A 23409-nucleotide genomic window follows, 5' to 3' on the forward strand; every position below is an offset into this window, starting at 1 on the left:
TTAAATGTACATCTGATAAATTGTAAGAGTAAAATATGTTCAAATGTAAATTGTAAGCCCATTCATTTTGGGAATGTGTAAAATTCTCGTTCTGTTGGAGGTGTGGATATTACAAGCAAGTATTTGAAAAACATCTTGGTTAATTATGTCAGAGAGATGACATAACATGGCTTATATTTTGTGTCGTATAACAAGCCGTGAACAGTAGGAGGGAAAATATTGGCAAATTTGATCGTTCAAAAAAGGGGATTAAAGGCTTCAGAAACAAAAAAAAGAAACCATTGGTTAAGCTATATGCTTCGAAATTATATATTGTATTTGTTTCTGCTTCCGTCCATAATTCTTACCGTCATTTTCAAGTATGTTCCCATGTACGGCTCGATCATTGCGTTTAAAAATTTCAGCCCAAGAAAAGGCATCCTCGGCAGCGAATGGGTTGGATTTGAACATTTTCAGCGGTTTCTTTCATCACCAAATTTTTATGACATATTAATGAATACGCTTAAATTAAGCGCTTACGGTCTTATTCTCGGCTTCCCAGTACCCATCATTCTGGCCTTAATGCTAAATCTGGTCAGAGGAGCGAAGTTCAAGAAGAATATTCAGCTTATTGTATACGCACCTAACTTCATCTCGGTTGTTGTTGTTGCCGGTATGCTGTTTGTTTTTCTATCGCCAGCTGGAATAGTGAACGCTTTGGTAACAACCTTCACCGGCAAGCCGATTGCTTTTATGACTGATCCTGCCTATTTCCGAACGGTATATATTTTGTCTGGTATATGGCAAACAGCGGGCTGGTCCTCTATCATTTATGTGGCCACCTTAGCCAATGTGGACCCGCAGTTGCATGACGCTGCAACAATTGATGGTGCTTCATTGATGAAGAGAATCTTCCACATTGATCTGCCAGCTCTTAAACCCGTCATGGCCGTCCTGTTCATTCTCGCTGCAGGAGGTATTATGTCGATCGGCTATGAAAAGGCTTACCTAATGCAGACGGCTCTGAACACACCTACCTCGGAAATCATCGCGACTTACGTATACAAGGTGGGGTTGCAATCCGGCGATTATGCTTATTCTACGGCAATCGGGTTGTTCAATTCCGTAATTAATGTATTCCTGTTGATTTTCGTAAATACCGTCGTCAAGAAGCTGAACGAAGGAGAAGGGCTGTATTAAAGAAGGAGGTATTTATGGATATTCATTACACCGGGAAGGACCGGATTCTGCTCATCATCAATTATATTCTACTTGGTTTGTTTGTTCTCGCTATTCTGTTACCGCTGGTTTATGTGGTGCTTTCGTCCTTTTTAACTCCAAATACCCTGATTACCAAAGGGTTTGCCATTACATCATCAGACTGGACACTCACGGGATATGCCAAAATCCTAAGCAACAGTGCCATGATCCGCGGTTTTTTTAATGCTATTTTTTATTCAGCAGCCTTTGCGTTCGCAACCGTATTATTTTCCGTCTTCGCGGCTTATCCGCTTGCGGTTGAAGAGTTGGTAGGGAAACGATCCATTATGATCTTTTTCCTGATAACGATGTTTTTCGGTGGCGGTCTGATTCCTACCTATCTGGTGATTAAGGATTTAGGCATGTTGAATACGGTCTGGGCCATTATTCTGCCCGGCTCGATCAGCGTATTCAATATTATTCTGGCAAAGACTTATTTCCAGGGACTTCCGAAAGAACTGTTCCAGGCGGCGAGTATAGACGGAGCTTCCGAGCTCAGTATTTTCTTTAAAATCGTCCTGCCGCTTTCCAAGCCTATTATTTTTGTTCTAGCTTTATACGCTTTTGTCGGACAGTGGAATTCTTATTTCGACGCCATGATTTATCTGGATGATCCGAAGCTGTTTCCGCTTCAACTAGTACTGCGCTCCATTTTGATACAGAATCAGGTTCAGCCCGGCATGATTGCCGATGCGATGGCACAAGCGGAGCTTAAGAAATTGTCTGAAATGATTAAGTACTCTGCCATTGTCATATCAAGTTTGCCTTTGATTGTCATGTATCCATTCTTCCAGAAGTATTTCGAAAAGGGTGTCATGGTAGGTTCGATCAAATAACAAATCGGGGGAATAGAGATGAAAAAAACATTACTAACCTTGTCTGTGTTGGCACTTTCTACTTCACTGCTTGCCGGATGCGGCGGTTCGGGCAATAATTCTGCGGCATCCGAAGATTACAAGCTGGAAAATGTTACTCTGCCGCTTAAAGAGAAAGTTACTTTGCATTTTATGACTCAAAGCTCGCCGCTGGCACCTTCCGATCCAAATGAAAAGTTGATTTATAAAAGACTGGAAGAAAAAACAGGGGTGCATATCGATTTTACCAACTTCACCTCCGATTCCTTCATTGAAAAAAGAAACCTTGCTGTTGCCAGTGGAGATCTTCCAGATGCCATACTGGATGCCGGATATTCCGATTACGATTTGTTGAACCTCGGAAAGGATGGAACTATTATCCCTTTAGAGGATTTGATTCAAAAATATATGCCCAATCTGCAGAAGGTATTAAAGGAAGCGCCTGAGTACAGATCCATGATAACCGCACAGGACGGGCACATTTATGCCTTTCCTTGGATTGAAGAACTGGGTTCTGAGAAGGAGAGCATTCATTCTGTAAACGACATGCCATGGATCAATGTGGAGTGGCTGAAAAAGCTGGGACTTAAAATGCCAAAAACCACCGAGGATTTAAAAAAAGTTCTGCTCGCATTTAAAAATGGCGACCCTAACGGAAATGGCCAAGCGGATGAAATCCCGCTGTCCTTTATGCTCAATAACGGCAATGAGGACCTGAATTTTCTGTTCGGATCATTCGGTCTTGGGGACAACGGCGATCATACGGTAGTGACCAATGAGGGGAAAGTGGTCTTCACTGCCGATCAGGACGGTTACAAAGAGGGGATTAAATATCTTAATGAGCTGTATAAACTGAACCTGATCGACGAGGAATCATTCGAGCAGGATTATAACACGTATCTAGCCAAAGGTCAGAGTGAAAGATATGGCCTCTACTTCCAATGGGATAAGGCGAATATTTCAGGAGACAACGATAAATATGAACTGATGAATCCGCTCGCCGGACCAAGCGGTGAAGTCAATGTGACCCGCACGAACAATCTCGGCTTTGACCGGGGGAGAATGGTGATTACCAGTGACAACCAAAATCTCGAGCTTACGGCAAAATGGATTGACCAGCTGTATGATCCTATCCAGTCCGTGCAAGACAACTGGGGTACCTACGGCGACAAAACTCAGCAGAACATTTTTGAATACGATGAAGCGAGTCATATGCTGAAGCATCTTCCGCTTAAGGGAACGGCCCCTGTCGAGCTACGGCAAAAAACGAACATCGGTGGTCCATTAGCAATTCTTGACGAGTATTACGGAACGGTTACGACTAAGCCCGATGATGCAGTGGGACGGCTTAAGCTCATGAAGGAAAGACTCGTTCCTTATATGAAGGCTGACCATAATTTCCCGAAAGTCTTCTTCTCTCTGGAGGATCAGAAGCAGATCTCCACATTGGAAACCGATTTGTTTGCTTACGTTAACCGCAAGCGGGCGGAATGGATCAAGACGGGTAAAGTGGAAGAAGAATGGGCCGAATATAAAGCCGAGCTGTCCAGACTGGGGCTAGATAAATGGCTGGAAATCAAACAGAAAGGCTATGACAGATATCTCAAAGATCAAAGCTGAAACATTTAAATGGTAGTATTTCAAATTCATTTGCAAACGAGCAACTCAAATTATTATGTTAAATACCTTATCAACAATCAAGAGGAGAGCGGATACTATGAAAGAATTAAACCTAACGGACGACTATAGCGGCAGAAAGAGAAAAAGTAACTATAGTGAGACGTACAGGCCTCAATTTCATTATTCACCGGAGAAAAATTGGATGAACGATCCCAACGGCATGGTTTACTTTGAAGGAGAATACCACCTGTTCTACCAGCATACGCCCCATGATACGCAGCCTGATTTTGGCAACATGCATTGGGGGCATGCGGTAAGCAAGGATCTAGTGCATTGGACTGAGCTTCCACCAGCGATTCCACCTGGGGAGGACGGAGCGATCTTCTCGGGGAGTGCGGTGGTGGATAAGAACAATACCAGCGGATTTTTCAAAGAGGAAGGATCAGGATTGGTGGCCATTTATACAAATGAGGGCAACAAGGCTCAGCCTGGAAAACCGCAGGTGCAAAGCATTGCTTACAGCAAGGATAAAGGTCGAACCTGGACAAAATATGAAGGTAACCCGGTTTTATTTCCAACGGACACGCTAGACTTTCGTGATCCGAAGGTGATTTGGCATGATGAATCATCAATGTGGATCATGGTTCTTGCCGTAAGGGACCGTGTAGAATTTTACACATCTCCAAACCTGAAAGAATGGTCTTTTGCAAGCGAATTTGGTTCCGACATTCCACATATACACCGAGGGATATTTGAATGTCCTGATATATTTCGAATCCAAGTGGATGAGGATCCTAATACCACGAAGTGGATTCTGATGCTAAGCGTCGGGGATAGAAATGGTGTGAATCCAGACGATCCGGAACCACCGGCAGGCGGTTCTGGCATGATGTATTTTGTAGGCAACTTTGACGGTAAGTCGTTCACGCCAGATGAAGCGTTGGAATCCATCGATACTATCAAATGGGTAGACTATGGATCAGACTTTTACGCGGCCGTGTCCTGGAATGGCATTTCGAACGAAGACGGACGAAAGATTTGGATCGGCTGGATGAATAATTGGCGTTATGCTACCACGCTTCCTTCAAAGGAATGGCGTGGCAAGACATCAATTCCCCGGGAGCTACAGCTAAGGACTTATCCCGAGGGACTTCGCCTAATCCAAACACCCATAAATGAATTAAGTCAGCTAAGAAAACCGATTTTGTCTCTACAAGACTTGACGATTAAGCCAGATATGAACGTGTTGTCTGATATTTCCGCAGCCAAGGCAGAAATTATTGCAGAATTTGAAATCGGTACTGCTATGGAATTCGGGTTTAAAGTACGGAAGTCCGCCAATCAGGAGACGATCATCGGATATAATATCTCGAATGAGGAATTGTTCGTCGATCGGACGAAGTCGAGCGCCACTGATTTTCATTCAGATTTCACAGCAATACACAAGGCCACTATGAAGCCAGAGCATGAGAGGATACAGTTGAGCATTTATCTGGATTGGTCAAGTGTCGAAGTCTTCGGCAATCATGGAAAAACAATCATTTCAGACATGATTTTCCCGGACTTCGAAAGTAAGGGACTAGAACTCTACGCCATTGGTGGAGAACTGAGGGTCGTGTCGCTTCAGATCAATGATCTGGTAAGCATTTGGGGAAATGAGAATGTTTAGACAGTAGTTATGATTATCATTCCAATTGAAACGTTCTTACAACAGAACCCGTTAAGCAGCGGCTTGATTCGACGAAATGGTTACAGCCCGATTGCTTATATCCGTATCTAAACTGGTCTCCAAAACTAATTAAAGTATTATCTTATGCCTGGACACGTAACCTCCCGTCGGCTCACAACCGTACCGGGGGTTCGTATCCTTAGAAGTTAGCAGAAATCGAAAGACTAACACGGAGAATTTCATAATATAGTTTTACAGTGGTAAGAGGGCGTAAGAATCTTTCCTTGCATCTTACCTATAATAATATGATGATTGACAATAAGATCATATTCTTTTCCCGAGGGGGTACCTAGTTCTTGTTCTCAGTTCGGGACAAGAACTTGCAGTGGTTATGAAGTCGCCAATTTGGCGGCTTTTTGTTTTACAGATAAATGATATTGTCTCGTGTTAAGACAAGGGCAATTAAGCGTTTGAATTAAAATAATGGGGCTGGGTATGCTAAATTAGCAAATATGGAATTTCTTGATTTTCATGAAAGGGTGAGACCGTCATCATTCTGCAAAAGGTACTAACTTATCTTATTAAACCGGATATATGGTTAGGAACTTTTTTCCCATTTGCTCTTCCGTTTGGAGTATCAAGAGTATTTCAATGGTTGCATACAGGGAACGGGAGAAATTTACACTGGTTCAGCTTTGATCAAAAAAAGTTTCATGAAACAAGAAATACCTCAACTAGTCGTTCCTTTTACAGCAGATCTAAATCAAAATTTGCTGGTGATGAAAGAAATCATCGGGCATAACTCAGAGAGCCTCTGAAAAGAAATATTACTAAAGTTGAAACTGAAAGAAACCATCTGGCTAGACGTGAAGTTGAACTGTTGAAAGAGATAGATACTCTTAGAACGCAAAGAACAGAATACAGAAGAAAACTAAGAGCTAGATCCAAAGAGTTGGGGCAGTTTTACAGTTCAGTCACAATTCCTAAGTTATTAACCCTTCTCGATGAAAGGCCTAAGCTTAGCAATGTGTTTGCATTCTATCAGTTAGATAAACTCAATAGAAGGTACAATAAACTAAAATTAGCAGCTAGAGAGGTATTAAAACAGGAAAGAATAAAAAGACTACGTGATGAAGCTTATAAGGAGAAAATGGCTGCTGGCTATAAAAAAGTTAACGGATATATCGTAAGTGATGAGAGATGACTGGTACCTCTATGATCCAAACAATATTGTATACCTCATAACAGACTCAAAAATTAAATTAATTGAAGATTTACCAGCTACTGCATCTTTGTATTTAATGATGGAACTGCATATGTTTTTTATATCCATTTTGAAACGGAGAATAAAAAAGAAAATGAGAAGTATATTGTAGCGATCGGTGAAGGATTAACCGAGATTCATAAATATATGTTGAACAAAGAAAGTTGCCAACCGGCATTTTTTGTGCCCTTTTTTGTATCTTTAGGGTTACTCGATGGTAAAATAATGTATACAAGCGGATGTATTTTTATGCATTTAAGCAATGTGGATATTCTCATTAATTATGACACCACACAGTGAGTAACGGTAATAATTGAGACTGATTTGGTTGATAACCGAGACATTTTTGGGTATATGTTTGAGACATTTTTAAACCAGTAGAAACAAAGCCCCTTGTTTCTATTGGTTTTTTGTGTTTCTATTTACTCTATATATCCTATAAATGTTAACATATGGTATTATCGATATCGAATCCAAATTACGATCATAATTGATACTTTTCGTAAAGGTGGTTTGGTTATGGATTGGAGAAGTTGGACGTGGAGTTTGGAAGATGAGTTAATAAAATCCCCAAGTGTTGTACAAATCTCTTCAACTGCAATTTTAGAATACATAAGATGAAAACCTGCTTGTTCTCCATGGATTCTCAGGCTACTAAGCCTGCTGCTACGAAGCCTACAGGAAGTAGTCGAAAGAGCGCTGCTGATGATAAGAAGACCGAATAAGGAGAGCGTGCCATGGAAGTCCGATCCGGACAATTCGCGTAGCAGCCATTGGCAGAAAAAAAGGGTTGTCCCATAAGTCATAAAAATGACTAGGGACGTCCTGTTCTCCAATTGTAAAACAATAAGAAACCGTTCCTGGGTAAAATGGAGGTACCACCCGACCATTTGAAAGGATATGGTTTCTTTGTACATTCAATATACCATTATGAGATAAAAAGAGGAGTTACGCAGGACTATCCCTCATCCATGTTATGTGGCTTTGTGGCCAGCCCCTCAATTAATGTCTATTAGCTCTTAAACCTTCAATAAATATGCGGTGTAATCCATCAAGAACTCGTTGGCTTGTAAAGCCTTCATCTTGGAGATGGTAATCGATATTGTGAAGCACGGCCAGCAGGGCTTCAATAGTATATGAAATGTCCACCCCGGATACGTCTCCCTGTTCAACGGCCTCATTTAGCAGATCTCTGCTTATATTGCGCATCCATTGACATAACGGAGATTGTAACGGACGATGCCCGGTTGAGGCCCGGCTGACCTCACAGAGCCAAGGAACTTTCGCCTCTAAAAAAGAGACATATCTTACGATTACATGGTAAAGCCGGTCCAAGGCAGCGGTTTCTGGGGATTGATCAAGAAATGCTTGAACTTCATCAAACAAAGGTTGGTATTCTTCATACGCGATCTCCTGACATATGTCGCCCTTATCCGAGTAGCGGCGGTATAGGCTTGCTTGTCCTACTCCAGCAGTCTTCGCAATCTGATGCATATTGACATTGTCAACGCCTTTTTTGATGAAAAGTTCTCTAGCCGCCGCCAAAATTCGTCTTCGGTTTAACTCCTCTCTGGGAATTTTCAGAGAGACAGATTGCGATTCTGAATTCACCATAAACATCTCCCTTCATCATTAATTTAACTGTTATTTAACACGAAAAACGGACAATTTGTCCGTTTTTTGTGTATAGGACATGTTGTCCGTCTTCATAATTATAATACATTTCGTGAAAAATTAAAAATACATTCATTTGGGTGACCGATGAGCTTTTTTTATCTCTTGGTATAGTGCTTTTTGTAAATTGGAGGCAAATGCGGTTCAATGCCCGATAGGTCCAGTTCCTTTAAACTTGCGATCGTATGAATAAACTGCTCGTATGCTTTTTTCTTGTCGCTCGTCGTATCTGTTCCGGTTTCGGTTGATGCTCTCCTGCTAACTTCAGAGTTAAGTTGCTTTTGATCCATAGATTACCCTCCATCAAATATAGTCAGGCTTACAAATCCGGATGTCTCTTGTGCCAGTCTGTATTCATTTCATAAGTATTGCCGATACCTAGTACTGTCGCTTCTTCGAAGGGGCGGCCAATCAATTGCATATTAATCGGCAGACCGGAAGGTGAGAAGCCGCAAGGCATGCTCAAGCTAGGCAAGCCAGTCAAATTGGTCGGAACCGTAAATGAGTTCAATCTGAATACACTAGCTTCATCATCTGCACGCGGCGCAGTGATCGGTGTTGCCGGCGTCAACAAGATGTCGATTCCGGACAATGCATTCAAAAAATCATTGACAATTAGTTGCTGGGCCCGCTGAGACTGAAGGTAAATGGAAGCCGGAATATCTCTACTGCTTTCAAGAAACATTCGGACGTCCGGTCCATACTGTTCCAATTCTGTCTCAAGCCACTTCTCGTGGTACGAGTACATTTCCGTCATCATAATGGCCATCGTCGCACTTCTAACATGTTTGATCAGGGGCAGGCTAACTTCGATGATTTCTGCTCCCAGTTCTCGGAATTTATTGATAGCGGCCTTCATCGCAGCTTCCACTTCTGGCATCAAATCCTCGTAATAGTAGCTTGTCGGCAATCCGATACGCACACCCCTGAGACCATTCGGATACATCTTGATACCTGGCGCAGGCAGATCGACAGTCGATTCATCCTTTGGATCGAAGCCAGACATCACATCCAAGCACAGGGACGCATCCATGACACAGCGGGTCAACGGACCAGAGTGGTCCAATGACCAGGCCATTGGAATGATACCATACCGACTGACCCGACCGTACGTCGGCTTCATCCCTACGACACCGCACAAAGCAGCGGGTATGCGGATCGAACCTCCGGTATCCGAGCCTGTGCCCAGATAAGTAAGTCCAGCCGCTAAGGCAGAAGCCGAGCCGCCGCTTGAACCTCCCGTTACAAGTTCAGTGTTCCACGGATTGAGGCAAGGACCGAAGTGTGGGCTAGTTGTTGTCAATCCCGCAGCGAACTCGTGAGTCTGTACTTTGCCTAGCAGAACTGTTCCAGCCTCATGTAGCTTAGCTGCAACCGTCGAATCGTAATCGGGGACGAAGCTGTTCAATATTTTTGAACCGGCAGTTGTTCGGATCCCTTTAGTGTAATATAGATCCTTATGAACGATGGGAATCCCGTGAAGGGGCCCTTTGTACCGACCATGCATAATATCGCGTTCCGATTGCTTCGCTTGTTCAATCGCCAGTTCGGACGTTTGGGTAACGAAAACGTTCAGTTTCGGATTCAAACGTTCGATGCGGTGAAGCGCATGTTCTGTAATCTCTACCGGGGATATTTTCCTTGTACGGATCCTCTCGGCCAGCTCATGAATAGCAGCAAAGGACAGTTGGAAATTTAATTTACTCATCTATTCATCCTCCGTATCTTTCGGACATGTCGTAAGTCTACCAAACTAATTACCATAGCTTCCGCTAGGATTTGCTTTTCTTGCGAATAAGTATGTCAGGATTGCCAACAGGGAAATGGTAAAATAAACAACAGAAAAAGGCATCTTTAGATCAATCAGTCGGCCGACCAGCGCAGGGCCGAATGCTCCGCCTAGGAGATAGGCCAGTGTGAAAATACCCATCCCCACACCCAGCTCAGCCGAACGGAGTGTCGTCGAAACTAAATTGCTGCTAGAGGTGAGGACACCGTTGAATCCAATCATAAGGATAATGATCAATAAAGCGTCGATCCATGGCGGCAAATGTACGGATACCCCCAGTAGTATAAATCCGCTGATGACGAGACTTTGCGATATGACAAGCACACGGGAGCTTCCGAAACGATCTGTCCAACTTCCGATCCGGGATCCGAGCAAGGCTGCACAGGCGGCACCGGGAAGCATCAGCAGACCGATTTTACTAGTTGGTAAATGAAAGGAATTCTTCATCATGACAGGAAGAGTAAAGGTTAACCCCGTGTTGCATACGAAGGTAAGGAATCCAATCCCTAGAATTCGTCGGTAAGGAGCATTTTTCATGAAAGATGCATCGATAAATGGATGTTCTTTTTTCTGAATATGAGTACCGAACCATAGAAGAACTGCTGCTCCTGCAATGAGCATAAACCAATAGTTCGTAACCCCTAGCAATACCAACGCCAGTCCCGCGGAGAACAAAACAGCTCCGAGAAAATCGAATGAACCGCGGTCGTGTTTCTTGTCAGGAACATACTTGAATATCAAAGGGATAACAAATAGGCTCAGACTGGACACGATGAACAAAGCACGCCAGCCAAAGTATTGCTCTACGAAACCGCCGAACACAGGCCCGAAGCCGGAAGCAAAGGCAATTGTGGCGGATAAGGTTCCCAGCACCCGTCCCTTGACTGTAGGCTTAAAATACAGGGTTACTGCCGCATAAGACAGGGGAGAGATGGATGAGGCCCCTGCTGCCTGCAGTAGTCTTCCAATGATGACTTGCAAGTATGAAGCTGCAAAAAAGCCGATCATAGAGCCGAAAGCTAAAAGGATTAAACCAATGACATACAGCTGGCGAAAGGAAAAGGACTCCGTTAACTTGCCGTAAGTACCGGCGCCGATAGCCATCAAAATGCTGTAACCGACCATAACCCAGCTCACCTGCGAGGAGGTCAGGGCAAAGTCAGCGGAAATCGAAGGTATAGACAAATTAAACATGGTTATATTGATGTTTCCGAAAATAATGAGCAAGCAAAGTGTCCCCATTAATTTCCGCTCATTGCCGGATAAAGCCATTGATTGAGTATCCATAGCCTGTCTCTCCATTACAGGAAGTCAGGAAAGGTGCGGCATTTTTGCGCCTGATCTCTATCGTGTCCCAAGAAAACATAGGACGGCCGAACATCCTGAATTAACTCCTGCATGCGACTAATCGATTTGGCAGCCATCTCTTGATCGAATGTCAAGAACGGTACGCTATTCTCGAAGTTCTCCCGAGTATAAGCAACATCAATTGTCAGTAGCACTGGACCCGACTTTTCCGTTGTGACAAGGACTGATTGATGGCCAGGGGAATGACCCGGAGTGAATAAAATTTGAACCCCCGGAATCAATTCATGGTCACCCTCAATGATTTGATATTGTAAATCGGGCAGCCTGCACTCTAATGGAGAGTAATCCTCATTGTTTATGGCCGCATCATACTCTGCCCTTTGAATAAGGATCGGCGTATTGCGGAAATGCCCGTTTCCCCCAGAATGATCCAAGTGTAAATGGGAGCTAATGACCATTTGAATATCGTCAGGTCGATAACCGACACGCTTTAACACATTTACGATCGAGTCGCCGTCAGACATGTTGGGGACGACGCGCCCTTCACGTCTAGTCCCCTTGTAGTAATCGGGATTGTTGATAAAAGCGTCGGGCATTCCCGTATCGATGAGTATCGGCCCGCTGGTCGTTTCCAATAGAAAAGACCACACAGGCATTCCGACTAATTTCCCGGGGGCAAGGGTTCGATTAACTGCCGATTGATCTAGGAAACATTCACCTACAGATAAAAAATACAATTTTTTGATATGCATCCCAGTTTCACCCTTCGTATTATAAATTCGGACAGTTTGTCCGTTTTGTTTTGATTATATCGGACAAATTGTCCGATGTCAATTTGTCATCGGCGGTTGGGCATCGGCAAAAGCCTTACACCTGCAACAATACGCCAAGCTAAAGAATGTCGCCTAGGTGGAGTGCAAAGAAACAACGGGGCTGCGTTTGTACCAAATGCTAACGAGAGCACGACAGGAGATTACTGTTGTAATCTATAAAAACAAGGATATGCTGAATGCCTGTTTGAAGATAATGGGCTTAAAATGATTGATTGTAGTCAGGAGATAACAATGTTTCGGTTCAGCCATCAATCCGGCGGTAGAGGAGAACATCCGGTTTGAAGTGTTGAGAAATGAATCGGGATTTGAAATTAAGGTTTTTGATCGATTGGTAAAGTTAGATAAGGAACCTTTTTCGACTGTAGATCAAGGGGACTGACCCCATAACGTGAGACAAATCAAAACACCTTCAAGAGAATCAAGCCATGTCGTAAGAGATATGGAGATAACCTTGGAGGTGTTTTTACGTTGGCAACGAGAGTGAGTTACCCCCTAGAAAAATGCAAGCGATTGAATTGAGATTGGCAAGAGTTCCGGTAAGAGAGGTTATGGAGCAACTGGGAATACGAATAAGACACAGCCAAATCACCAGCTTCACTGACAGCGACATCTGGATTGAGATATTCACTCCGAATAATATTAGGATTTTTAATAGTGTGACATTTTGACACTACCGTATGTGACAGAAAAATACTTAGAATCATAGAGGCAGTTTAACACATTAACAATAAACGAGGAGGAGAGATTTTCATTGTGTATGATAAAAAATAAAGAGGCGTGAAAGGGGAAACAGGTATGACCTATTTATAAAAACAATCCAGTAACAAGAGTGTTTTAAGGAAAATAAGTAATTTCTAGGGTTAACATACATGTGGAAAAAAAGGAATTTACCGTTTGTTAGGACACAATAGCGTTTGTGAAAATAATAATGAGTAAAGATAATTGCAAATCCACTCTTGCCCTAAAACAGCAAATAACTGCCGATACAATATGAATAGAGGAGAAGAATATCTTTATGAAAAAGCATTGTCAAATTGCATCTACAGGTTTAGTCCTTTTAATGGCTGGAAGTTCTCTGTTATACACAACACCAACCTCAATTGTAAGAGCGGAGTCCATTCAAAATGTATCTAGTCCGTTACAAACAAGCACTCAAAGTGAACGTAATTCCGTCAAAGAGGCAATGCGGGATACATTGCAACTTGGATATCCTGGGATACTTGCTAAAACTTCCGAGGGTGGAAAAACATGGAGTTATGCCGCTGGGTTAGCGGACCTGAGCACCAAGAAACCAATGAAAACAGATTTTCGCTTTCGCATTGGTAGTGTAACGAAGACATTCATTGCAACAGTTCTACTTCAATTATCTGAAGAGAACCGCTTGAATCTAGACGACTCCATTGAAAAATGGTTGCCTGGTGTCATTCAAGGAAACGGATATGATGGTAACCAAATTACTATCCGGCAGATATTGAATCATACAAGTGGTATCGCTGACTATGTAAATTCAAAAGACTTTGATTATACGGATACAAAAAAATCGTATACGGCTGAAGAATTCGTAAAGATGGGGATTTCTCTTCCCCCAGACTTTGCCCCAGGAAAGGGTTGGTCTTATTCAAACACAGGATACGTAATACTGGGGATCCTTATTGAAAAAGTAACTGGAAACAGCTATGCGGAAGAGGTTGAAAATCGGATTATTGAACCGCTTGATTTGTCAAATACATTCCTACCTGGCAATTCAAGCGTGATTCCAGGCACCAAGCATGCCCGTGGCTATTTCCAACTAGACGGAGCAAGTGAGCTAAAAGACGTTACTTATATTAACCCAGGTAGCTCGGATGGAGATATGATTTCTACTGCTGACGATTTAAACAAATTCTTCTCTTACTTACTCAGTGGTAAATTACTGAAGGAACAGCAACTAAAACAAATGCTTACTACAGTTCCTACAGATAGAGAAGGAACCGGATATGGTCTTGGGATCTTTGAAACTAAGCTTCCAAACGGTGTCTCGATATGGGGACACAAAGGTAGAGTTCTAGGGTTTACCACTTTTGCTGGTGGCACACTTGGAGGCAAGCATACATTGGTCGTCAATTTGAACAGCTTTAAAGCTGATAGTCCTGATCCATTTAAAAATATTTTACTTGCTGAATTTAGCAAGTAGGAAAAAAGGAAAAAAATGGTTTAAAATGGGCTCCTTAGAGCATGTCAAAAAACTAACAAGTAAGTATTTTAGGAGGGTATTATGAAAAAGAAAATGATTATTGCACTTGGTGTTTTTGCTATAATACTGACTAATTTTGTAGGAAGTACTTATGCAGACTCGAAAACAGGAGTTTCTGTTACAGCTCCCTACAATACAAATCAAATAACGGAATGGTTAGAAATGCATGCAAAGCCTTTAAAAACAACTAATCCAACTGCATCTTTTAATGATTTAAAACCACTTAAGAATATGGTAGGTTCAGCTTCAATTGTAGGTTTAGGTGAAGCTACGCATGGGGCTCATGAAGTTTTTACAATGAAACAACGCATTGTTAATTATTTAGTATCTGAAAAGGGATTCATCAACTTAGTTTTAGAAGAGGGATGGGACAGAGCTCTGGAGCTTGATCGATATGTTCTTACTGGTAAGGGAAACCCAAGCCAACATCTATCACCTGTATTTAACACAAAAGAAATGTTAGATCTACTTAGTTGGATTCGACAATATAATGCTAATCCAGAACATAAATCTAAAGTGCGTATCATTGGGATGGACATTCAATCAGTAAACGAGAATGTTTATAATAATATAATAGAATATATAAAAAGAAACAATTCAGATCTTGTGCCTAGAGTAGAAGAGAAGATAAAAGGTCTCATTCCTGTAACAAAGGATATGACTACTTTTGAGGGCCTTACAAAAGAAGAAAAAGAAAAGTATATTTCAGATGCTAAACAAATCAGTGCTTTATTAGAACAAAATAAAAGTTATCTGAACGGAAAATCCAAAGAGTTCGCATGGATAAAACAAAATGCTCGTATTATTGAACAGTTTACTACAATGTTAGGAGGAACATCCCCTGATAAACCATCGGATTTTTATTTGAAACATGATATTGCAATGTATGAAAATGCGAAGTGGACTGAAGAACATTTAGGGAAAACCATAGTTTGGGGACATAATGGACACGTTTCGAAAACAAATATGATTCCATTTATATACCCTAAAGTAGCTGGGCAGCATTTAGCAGAATATTATGGAAAACGGTATGTATCTATTGGAACATCAGTTTATAAAGGACAATATAATGTTTATAATAATGATGGTGAATTTGGCCCATATGGAATATTAAAATCAGATGATCCAAACAGTTATAATTACATTTTTGGACAGGTCAAAAAAGATCAATTTTTTATTGATTTACGTAAGGCGAACGGAGTGACAAAAACTTGGTTAAACGAACAACATCAAATTTTCGCTGGAATAACTAAAGAAGGCCCTGCTATACCAAAAACTGTTGATATATCATTAGGTAAAACGTTTGATATACTTGTTCAAATTCAAAAAGTGAGTCCATCTCAACTACATCAATAAATTTGTAATAATGTGGCTTAACGAAGTGTTGTATTGATGATAGTGTTAAGTGTCAATAGAGGTGTTTAAAAAATGTCAGCTAGGTTATTCCATTAAAAGATCATTAGATGGAATAAATGTTTTCGAATTAGAGACGATGTTGGGTAGAAGCACATTATTATCAAGTTAACAAAATAAATCCGAATTGAAACAGCCTCTATCCTGCAGGTTCAATCTGACTGAGCACAACTTGCACGAGTCTGTTCATTTGTATCGGGTCTGCCCAAGGGCAGACTCTTTTTTGTACAAGAAAAAGTCCATCTTATAATCGTCAGCTTGGTTTTTTGTGAAAATAAGAGAAACAACTAGCAGCAATACAAAAAGCTCGAACCGTTCAGTTAGCCAAAGAAAATCAGAATATATCATTTTAGATGTGAAAACCACCGGTTTAGATGGCGACTCTGAGATCGTAGAGATTGCAATTATTGATCTTGACGAAAATCCTCTTTTTGAAACGTTAATCAAGCCGGTATCCCTCATTCCAGAAGAAGCGACCGCCATCCACGGAATCACAAACGAAATGGTTGAAAATGCTCCAAGCTCATCGCTAAAAGAAGAGTTGTAAAAGAGGATGCTAAAAATACGGGTTGAAGGAATACCTGAAGAGATTGATCAGTTTTTGGAGCACTTCGAGGACTACTACAGAGTGCTGAAGCGTTCAAAGGCTTATCAGAACAGAAACAGTGAATATGTTCGTGTTTATGTTGATGTAAGCAGTCCAAACGATCAGCCTCTAAAAGCTTAGAGGAAACAAATTGCGGTTTGTACCATTTTCGCTGGTATTACCCCATTTTAACGTACATATTTTTATATATTGATAAAAGAATCAAAATTACAAATGTTGGATTTCGGTATACAACTTTATTGTCCGAAGAAAATAAAGTTTTAGACTGATCCGATAAATGCAACAGCGGCAGATAAGGACGCGAAAATAAATTCCTAGACTGGCCGCTGTTGTGGTCAACATTCAACTATCGTGTCCTGTTAGCCTAATAACTCTGCAGTTTGTAAGAAAGCGTCCAGCCGCTCCTTTTGAAGAAGATGATGACGGTAATGCATCTCCACCATCGTGAACCATTCGACCGCGTTTAACGCGCCGAAGGCTACAGCCGGATGAGTCGCCTTTCGCTGCAGCCGCTCTGGGTCTATGTTCTGTAGCGACGCCCCAATCTCATGCATGCGGCGCCTTGCTTCCTCCAGCTTGGCGACAAGCTGCTCCTTGCTTTCTGGCTGTGGGGGCGTATATTGCAAGTCGGCCGGTACCTGAATGCGAACCGGTGGGAAGCTCCCTTGCTCAAACACGGCATGGCCGGCCTCCGTCTTCCCGTCGCCCTCCTCGTTGCCGCCACCGAGCGCCATGCACTGCTCCGCAAGACGGAGCTGCAAGTTCAGCGTGGAATGGGGCAAATGCAGGTACATTTGCCCAAGCGACCATTCGTTTTCGCTTGGCTTGCGACACAGTTCCGCCAGACTATACTTGTCCAGCTCCCGAACATAATGCTTCGAAATCTCGTCGAACCTTACCAAAGTATCCTTAATCCCTATGTTCTTGTTCATCAAGATCATCTCCTCGAATACTGAATTACTCTCATCATATGAGAGGGTTCAAGAAAAAAGCATATTCGTAGTTTATATCTTTAATACTTTATTTTCCAGTCTAAGACTATATTTTCTAATTACACGGGCGCAGTCGCTAGCGCGCCGATCGCAAAGCTGGACTTCATTCCGGAAGAGCTGGAGAGCGCAACTGCAGCCGCGCATGCGGGCCACGCGTCGCCAGTCTATAACTTATCTCAGTCTAGTTCTTTAATGTTTAGTCTAAAAAATTATTATTCGCTAACAATTGACAATGAAGAAGTAGTACAACTTCGAGTCAATGAGTTTCCATTAATTATGAAAATGATCGTTGAATTATCATCTGACATGCATCTGGGGAAATGAGACTGCTTAGGCTTTAGTTTTCCATTATCATTAAAATTGAAATGATCTTATGACAGAGCCTATTAAGCAGTGGCACGATTCGACGAAATGGTTACAGCCGCAGGCAATACGGTGTAAGCTTCTTCAGGAGGATTTTTGCTCATTTCTATGATGTAATGATCAACAAATTCGCTATCATATCCTTGTTTTTTAGCGTCTTCTTTGACCAGTTCTTCTGTCGCCAAGGAGATTCTTAGAGGGAGACAAATCTGAAGAATAATCCATAAGAATGCTCAAGCATGTTTTTTAACATTTAACCATGTTAAAATGAAAAAAATTAGAGATATGGCATGGAGAGAAGGCAGGGAGAATCAATGAAACCAAAACTTAACGATGTTGCACAATTAGCAGGAGTTTCACCGACTACGGTTTCTCGCGTACTTAATAATCGTGGCTATATCAGTCAAGAAACGAAGGATCAAGTTCATAAAGCGATGCAAGAGCTAAATTACTTTCCAAATGATGTGGCTCGGTCATTATTTAGTAAACGAACAAATCTGATTGGATTAATCATTCCAACTACAAGCAACCCATTTTTCGGAGAGCTGACTTTTCATATAGAGAATATTTGTGCGTCATTAGGCTATAAGCTGTTGCTTTGTAACAGTTTGAATCAGCTGGATAAAGAGGAATCATATGTGGATATGCTTATGCGAAATCAAGTTGACGGTATTATCGTTGGTACACACAATCGGGGTATCGTAAATTATGAACAGAAGAACATTGCCGTCATTGCGATCGATCGCTTCCTATCCGATTCAATCCCAGTTGTAGGATCGGATAATTATATGGGTGGAAAACTGGCGTCAGAACTACTTATTGAAAAAGGGTGCAAGCATATCTTACACATAAATGGCCCTGTTGAATTGGAAACACCAGCAAGCTTAAGAAGAAAAGCATATGAAGATGTGATGGAGCAGTATGGTCGAAAGGCAATTACCTATGAAGTACATGATCCCTTCCACCAACAGAATCACGACGAACCGATTAAACGCTTGCTCGATGAACATCCTGAAGTAGATGGATTGTTTGCGAGTAATGACTTGGTGGCTGCGTCTTTTATTGCTAAAGCAAGAAGAAGAGGAAAACGTGTTCCTGAAGATATTCGCGTAATTGGATATGACGGAACAGAAACAACCCGCAATCTTCTCCCTGAATTAACGACAATTCAGCAACCAATACAGGAGATTGCCAGATCTTCCATAGAGTTACTTATTAAAGAAATTGAAGGTGGATTCAGTGATGTCCCGCGAGAAACCTATCTACCAGTGAAACTGATTGAAGCTAGTACGGCTTAATACAGTTTCCATAGTTTTCAGCATTGTGATAGAAGGTGGAGCTATCCTTATTAGAGTAATTGAAATCAAGAGGAGAGCTCTTTTTCTTTCGAAAATATGTCAAGCGGTTGACATATGAAAGCGGTTGACATATAATCGATCTGTAAATACGAAAGTGCTTTCATTTACATTAAATGTTCAACTTGAGGAGCGTTCGATATGAGAAAGTCAAAGAGCATGTACTGGAAACTAAGTGCCTATTTTTTCTTTTTCTTCTTTACTTGGTCAGCAAGTTATTCATTGTTCTCCATCTGGCTAGGGCAAGAAATCAGTCTGAATGGTGCTGAAACAGGTGTTATCTTTACTGTAAACGCTATCTTTGCGCTATGTATGCAACCGCTTTATGGCTATATATCTGATAAAATCGGATTAAAGAAGCATATTTTATTTCTAATCAGTTCTTTGCTCTTATTTGTTGGTCCTTTCTATATCTTTATCTATGGGCCGTTACTTCAATACAATGTATTTCTCGGTGCCATTGCAGGTGGATTATACTTGGGTATTTCTTTTTTGGCAGGGATTGGAGCCATCGAATCTTATGTCGAGAAAGTCAGCCGAAAATATGACTTTGAATACGGAAAATCTCGTATGTGGGGCTCGCTAGGTTGGGCAGCAGCAACGTTTTTCGCTGGTCAGCTCTTTAATATCAACCCTAACATTAACTTCTGGATTGCATCAGTATCTGCTGTCGTTCTGTTTATCATTATGATGACAATTAAAGTTGAAATGACAGATTCCGAGATGGAGCGAGCAGAATCCGTTAACTTTAAGCAAATCGGCCATTTGTTTGCAAATAAGCATTTGTGGTTCTTCATTTTATATGTTCTTGGTGTTACCTGTATTTACAATGTGTATGACCAGCAGTTCCCGAATTACTTTTCATCGACGTTCTCAACGGTTGCATTAGGCAATCAAGTTTACGGTTACTTAAATTCCCTACAAGTGTTCTTGGAAGCAGGCATGATGTTCTTAGCGCCTTTCATTGTCAACAAAATTGGAGCAAAAAAGGGTCTAATATTGGCAGGGTTCTTGATGGCGTTCCGGATCATGGGTTCAGGCTTAGTTATTGGACCTTATGGAATCTCAGCTATGAAATTGATTCACGCATTGGAACTGCCAATCATGCTGATCTCCGTATTTAAGTACTTGGCTGCAAATTTCGATACGCGTCTGTCTTCGATCTTGTATCTGGTGGGATTCCAGTTTATGAGTCAGGTAGGAGCTTCGATCTTCTCGCCAATCGCCGGTATGTCTTATGACATTAGAGGTTTTGCAAATACGTACGTGATTATGGGTGTTTTCGTATTTGTCTTTACAACAATCTCAATCTTTACCTTAAAGAAAGAACCGAAAAAGCTGGATCCCAAGCCTAACAAGCATATTGAAACAGCATAGGAGGAAGAAAGATGAACACATATAATAACAATACGAAGCAAGCTGAGGAAGCATTGAAACAGGCAGAAGCGAAAATGAACAAGCGGTACCGATTAGGTTATCATATTATGGCACCAGCAAACTGGATTAACGACCCAAATGGATTAATTCAATTCAAAGGTGAATATCACGCCTTCTATCAGCATCATCCTTATGATGAGAACTGGGGCCCAATGCATTGGGGCCACGTGAAGAGTAAAGACCTTGTACATTGGGAGCATTGTCCGATTGCATTAGCGCCTGGAGATGCGTGTGACCTTGATGGTTGCTTCTCAGGAAGCGCAGTAGATAATAACGGCGAACTGACATTGATCTATACTGGTCATCACTATATTGATCAACCAAACAATATCTTTTTCCAAAATCAAAATGTGGCAGTAAGCACAGATGGCATTCATTTTACAAAACTAAGGCAGAATCCCGTAATCGCTGAACCTCCGACTGATAGCTCACAGCATTTCCGTGATCCGAAGGTATGGAAGCATGAGGATACATGGTACATGATCCTAGGTAACAGCACGAAAGAAGATCTGCCGCGTGTTATTCTATATACATCTCCTGATCTTAGGACTTGGACCTATCATGGTGTGCTTCTGCAGGGAGATAAGAATATGGGCTTCATGTGGGAGTGCCCTGATTTCTTTGAACTGAACGGTAAGCATATATTTATGTTCTCCCCACAAGGTATTGATGCGCAAGGAGATAAGTACAATAACTTGTTCCAGACGGGATATTATGTTGGCGAATATAATTATGATAGTAATGAATATAAGCATGGAGAGTTCATCGAGTTGGATACTGGTCATGACTTCTATGCGGTTCAAACTTTTCTAGATGATCAAGGTCGCCGCATAGCGCTTGGTTGGATGGATATGTGGGAATCGGATATGCCGACGAAAGCAGACGGCTGGTGTGGAGCAATGACGATCCCACGTTTAATTACGTTGGGTGACAATAATAGAGTACTGATGACTCCAGTTGAAGAAATGAAGTTACTTCGCCAAAGTAAACATGTTTTGTATCAATATGGTGCTATTTCTGGAAGTTACTTCAAGGAAGTTGAAGAAGACTTGCTTGAAGTTAAGGTAGTGTTCGATCTCACGAAGTCAAGTGCAGACCTGGTAGGCTTGAAGTTTCGTGGAAGAGGTCGAGAAGAAACGGTTATCACATATTCTATTCCGGAGCAGAAACTAATGCTTAATTGTTCTAAATCAGGTAAAAAGACAGATGGAGTACGTCAAACAGCCTTCAATGCTGAGGGACAGCTGACATTGCATGTATATCTGGATCGTTCATCCATTGAAATGTTTGCGAATGAAGGGCAAGCTACGATGACAAGTCGCATCTATCCGAGTGAGAAATTGCTAGGCATAGAAATCATAACAGAGGGTGGAGAGGCGCTAGTAAATGGGCTGACATATTGGAAATTGAAAGATATATGGCAAGCCGAATAATTCAATGAAAAGATTGCAGTTCATATTATGTATACAGTAAAAGGATATGGAATCTATATATATCTTGATAGAGTGGCTGAAGGGGGGAATTCCCAAGGGACTGGTTCGAGAAGTCTTCAGGGTTCAGGCCAAGAGTTTTATTTGCAAGGTTCACCTTATTAAGTTGCTTCGAAACAAAAACAATTAAAAATAACACTAACAAGTCGACACTGGATATGCAGTGTCGTCTTTTTGAAAGGCTACATGTGAAAATTTGTTGTCTGACTTCCTTTTGCTACGATCTACGTTGTTCTTCCATTTCGTCATGATGTTGTTACCGCTCACTTGAAAATGCTATTCCTTTACATTCAACAGGTCGATTATGGTTAGATACCACCATGATTGACGTGTTCTTTTTTTGATATATTCGCTTTCTCACATTTTTAAGATTAATTGCAGCAATGTATGTACATTGGAATATAGCTACTGTCAATAAAATCGCCACTCTGAAACGAGAACCATTATGCTGCATTTGCATGCTGGTTCGGTGACGACGGATTGTAATATTCAAAATAGGGTATGGGTTTTGACCATTCCATTTAAGCTTGTTACAATAGGATAAACTTACTGGAAATACTTTAATATAGAATGGTGTGGTCTAACTTGCAACATGAAAACGAACTTTTGGATGTATGGTTGTCTTTGTCTCACATCCATTCCACTTTAAATGATAAGTTAGAACAAGCCCTACTACAAAATTATGATTTATCTTTGAAGGAGTTTTATGTTTTGGGTTTCATATCCAATTCTGAGGAGAAAAAATTACGACTGCAGCAACTTCAAGAATTGGTGGGTTTAAGTCAGAGTGCGACATCGAGACTCATAGTTAGAATGGAAGCCAAAAACTGCGGGGCTTTAGAAAGACATACATGCGAGGATGATCGACGAGGTGTGTATACTCGGATTACGGAATTAGGTGAAAATAAATTCCAGCGTGCACTTCAAACCTTTAATCAGGTGTTACAATCAGAACTTCAGAAAGATGGAGTGAAGTCACAATTTCAAAATCTTACGCAAAAGCTGTTTTAGACTTTGCGACCTGTGTATATCGTTCTTAGTTTCCTTAGGGTAATATATGGCTTGAACGTTGTGCCACGAAAGGCTCTTTACGGGAGCTTAGTATATTACCCTACACGATCAATCGTAATGTTAAGAAGTGGAAAGTGACCATTTACATGATTGTGCATGCATATTTAAATTAGACTTTCAACCATGTACGTATAGAAACGCCCTTCCGAAACTAACTCCTCCTCATAAGGAGGAGTTTTATCATCTGGAACCACCGCT

General features: G+C 41.4%; 20 protein-coding genes. 13 read left to right on the plus strand and 7 right to left on the minus strand.

Translation table 11 applies throughout. The features are described from left to right. The first annotated feature begins 294 nt into the window (after positions 1 to 294). The 5 genes from MKX46_RS18605 (at position 295) to MKX46_RS18625 (ending at position 6586) form a co-directional block, all read left to right on the plus strand. A complete protein-coding gene (locus MKX46_RS18605; protein WP_230584986.1) occupies positions 295 to 1179 on the plus strand; it encodes an ABC transporter permease in 885 nt (294 codons plus the stop codon). A gap of 14 nt (positions 1180 to 1193) precedes the next feature. Continuing rightward, complete coding sequence (locus MKX46_RS18610; RefSeq protein WP_029515923.1) at positions 1194 to 2075, plus strand: carbohydrate ABC transporter permease; 882 nt, start codon at positions 1194 to 1196, stop codon at positions 2073 to 2075. A gap of 18 nt (positions 2076 to 2093) precedes the next feature. Next, positions 2094 to 3713 (plus strand): ABC transporter substrate-binding protein, encoded by a 1620-nt coding sequence (locus MKX46_RS18615; protein ID WP_029515922.1) that lies wholly within the window; start codon positions 2094 to 2096, stop codon positions 3711 to 3713. 97 nt (positions 3714 to 3810) lie between these two features. After that, positions 3811 to 5382, plus strand: a complete 1572-nt coding sequence (locus MKX46_RS18620) for a glycoside hydrolase family 32 protein (RefSeq protein WP_081317544.1) — start codon at positions 3811 to 3813, stop codon at positions 5380 to 5382. An 880-nt stretch (positions 5383 to 6262) separates the two neighbouring features. Continuing rightward, positions 6263 to 6586, plus strand: a complete 324-nt coding sequence (locus MKX46_RS18625) for a hypothetical protein (protein ID WP_341071611.1) — start codon at positions 6263 to 6265, stop codon at positions 6584 to 6586. A gap of 1062 nt (positions 6587 to 7648) precedes the next feature. On the opposite strand, the gene MKX46_RS18630 is transcribed toward MKX46_RS18625, so the two are convergent. From MKX46_RS18630 to aiiA, 5 genes are all read right to left on the minus strand, one after another. After that, positions 7649 to 8260: a TetR/AcrR family transcriptional regulator gene (locus tag MKX46_RS18630; protein WP_341071612.1), complete on the minus strand. Its 612-nt coding sequence runs from the start codon at positions 8258 to 8260 to the stop codon at positions 7649 to 7651. A 158-nt stretch (positions 8261 to 8418) separates the two neighbouring features. Further along, on the minus strand, positions 8419 to 8610 hold the full coding sequence (locus MKX46_RS18635; protein WP_069010906.1) for a hypothetical protein: 192 nt from the start codon (positions 8608 to 8610) through the stop codon (positions 8419 to 8421). 29 nt (positions 8611 to 8639) lie between these two features. Further along, positions 8640 to 10028, minus strand: coding sequence for an amidase (locus tag MKX46_RS18640; protein ID WP_341071613.1), 1389 nt, complete (start codon positions 10026 to 10028; stop codon positions 8640 to 8642). A gap of 45 nt (positions 10029 to 10073) precedes the next feature. Next, a complete protein-coding gene (locus MKX46_RS18645; protein WP_341071614.1) occupies positions 10074 to 11396 on the minus strand; it encodes an MFS transporter in 1323 nt (440 codons plus the stop codon). 14 nt (positions 11397 to 11410) lie between these two features. Then, entirely contained in the window at positions 11411 to 12169 is a 759-nt protein-coding gene (aiiA, locus tag MKX46_RS18650) for a quorum-quenching N-acyl homoserine lactonase AiiA (protein ID WP_341071615.1), read from the minus strand. Positions 12170 to 13265: 1096 nt separating this feature from the next. Here aiiA and MKX46_RS18655 point away from each other — a divergent pair. The 4 genes from MKX46_RS18655 (at position 13266) to MKX46_RS25615 (ending at position 16623) form a co-directional block, all read left to right on the plus strand. Beyond that, positions 13266 to 14423: a serine hydrolase domain-containing protein gene (locus MKX46_RS18655; RefSeq protein ID WP_341071616.1), complete on the plus strand. Its 1158-nt coding sequence runs from the start codon at positions 13266 to 13268 to the stop codon at positions 14421 to 14423. Between the two features lie 81 nt (positions 14424 to 14504). Beyond that, positions 14505 to 15839: an erythromycin esterase family protein gene (locus MKX46_RS18660; RefSeq protein ID WP_069010912.1), complete on the plus strand. Its 1335-nt coding sequence runs from the start codon at positions 14505 to 14507 to the stop codon at positions 15837 to 15839. A gap of 325 nt (positions 15840 to 16164) precedes the next feature. Beyond that, positions 16165 to 16443 carry a 3'-5' exonuclease gene (locus MKX46_RS18665; RefSeq protein WP_080658578.1) on the plus strand — a complete coding sequence of 93 codons (279 nt, stop codon included), beginning with the start codon at positions 16165 to 16167 and terminating at the stop codon, positions 16441 to 16443. A gap of 6 nt (positions 16444 to 16449) precedes the next feature. Next, positions 16450 to 16623 (plus strand): DUF3970 family protein, encoded by a 174-nt coding sequence (locus MKX46_RS25615; protein WP_080658577.1) that lies wholly within the window; start codon positions 16450 to 16452, stop codon positions 16621 to 16623. A 239-nt stretch (positions 16624 to 16862) separates the two neighbouring features. Here MKX46_RS25615 and MKX46_RS18670 read toward each other — a convergent pair whose 3' ends face one another. Beyond that, positions 16863 to 17435: a DinB family protein gene (locus MKX46_RS18670; protein WP_165148181.1), complete on the minus strand. Its 573-nt coding sequence runs from the start codon at positions 17433 to 17435 to the stop codon at positions 16863 to 16865. 446 nt (positions 17436 to 17881) lie between these two features. Next, positions 17882 to 18043: a hypothetical protein gene (locus MKX46_RS18675; RefSeq protein WP_161626974.1), complete on the minus strand. Its 162-nt coding sequence runs from the start codon at positions 18041 to 18043 to the stop codon at positions 17882 to 17884. A gap of 129 nt (positions 18044 to 18172) precedes the next feature. Between MKX46_RS18675 and MKX46_RS18680 the strand changes: the two genes are divergently transcribed. The 4 genes from MKX46_RS18680 to MKX46_RS18695 all read left to right on the plus strand — a co-directional run bounded on the left by MKX46_RS18680 (position 18173) and on the right by MKX46_RS18695 (position 23151). After that, the gene (locus MKX46_RS18680) at positions 18173 to 19156 is read left to right on the plus strand and encodes a LacI family DNA-binding transcriptional regulator (protein ID WP_029515909.1); all 984 of its coding nucleotides are present in this window, start codon (positions 18173 to 18175) and stop codon (positions 19154 to 19156) included. 198 nt (positions 19157 to 19354) lie between these two features. Beyond that, entirely contained in the window at positions 19355 to 20590 is a 1236-nt protein-coding gene (locus MKX46_RS18685) for an MFS transporter (protein WP_029515908.1), read from the plus strand. Between the two features lie 11 nt (positions 20591 to 20601). Beyond that, positions 20602 to 22083, plus strand: a complete 1482-nt coding sequence (locus tag MKX46_RS18690) for a glycoside hydrolase family 32 protein (RefSeq protein ID WP_029515907.1) — start codon at positions 20602 to 20604, stop codon at positions 22081 to 22083. Positions 22084 to 22710: 627 nt separating this feature from the next. After that, a complete protein-coding gene (locus tag MKX46_RS18695) occupies positions 22711 to 23151 on the plus strand; it encodes a MarR family winged helix-turn-helix transcriptional regulator (protein WP_049816908.1) in 441 nt (146 codons plus the stop codon). The last annotated feature ends 258 nt before the right edge of the window (positions 23152 to 23409 follow it).

Source organism: Paenibacillus sp. FSL P4-0113, assembly GCF_038009305.1.
Taxonomy (GTDB): Bacteria; Bacillota; Bacilli; order Paenibacillales; family Paenibacillaceae; genus Paenibacillus; species Paenibacillus polymyxa_D.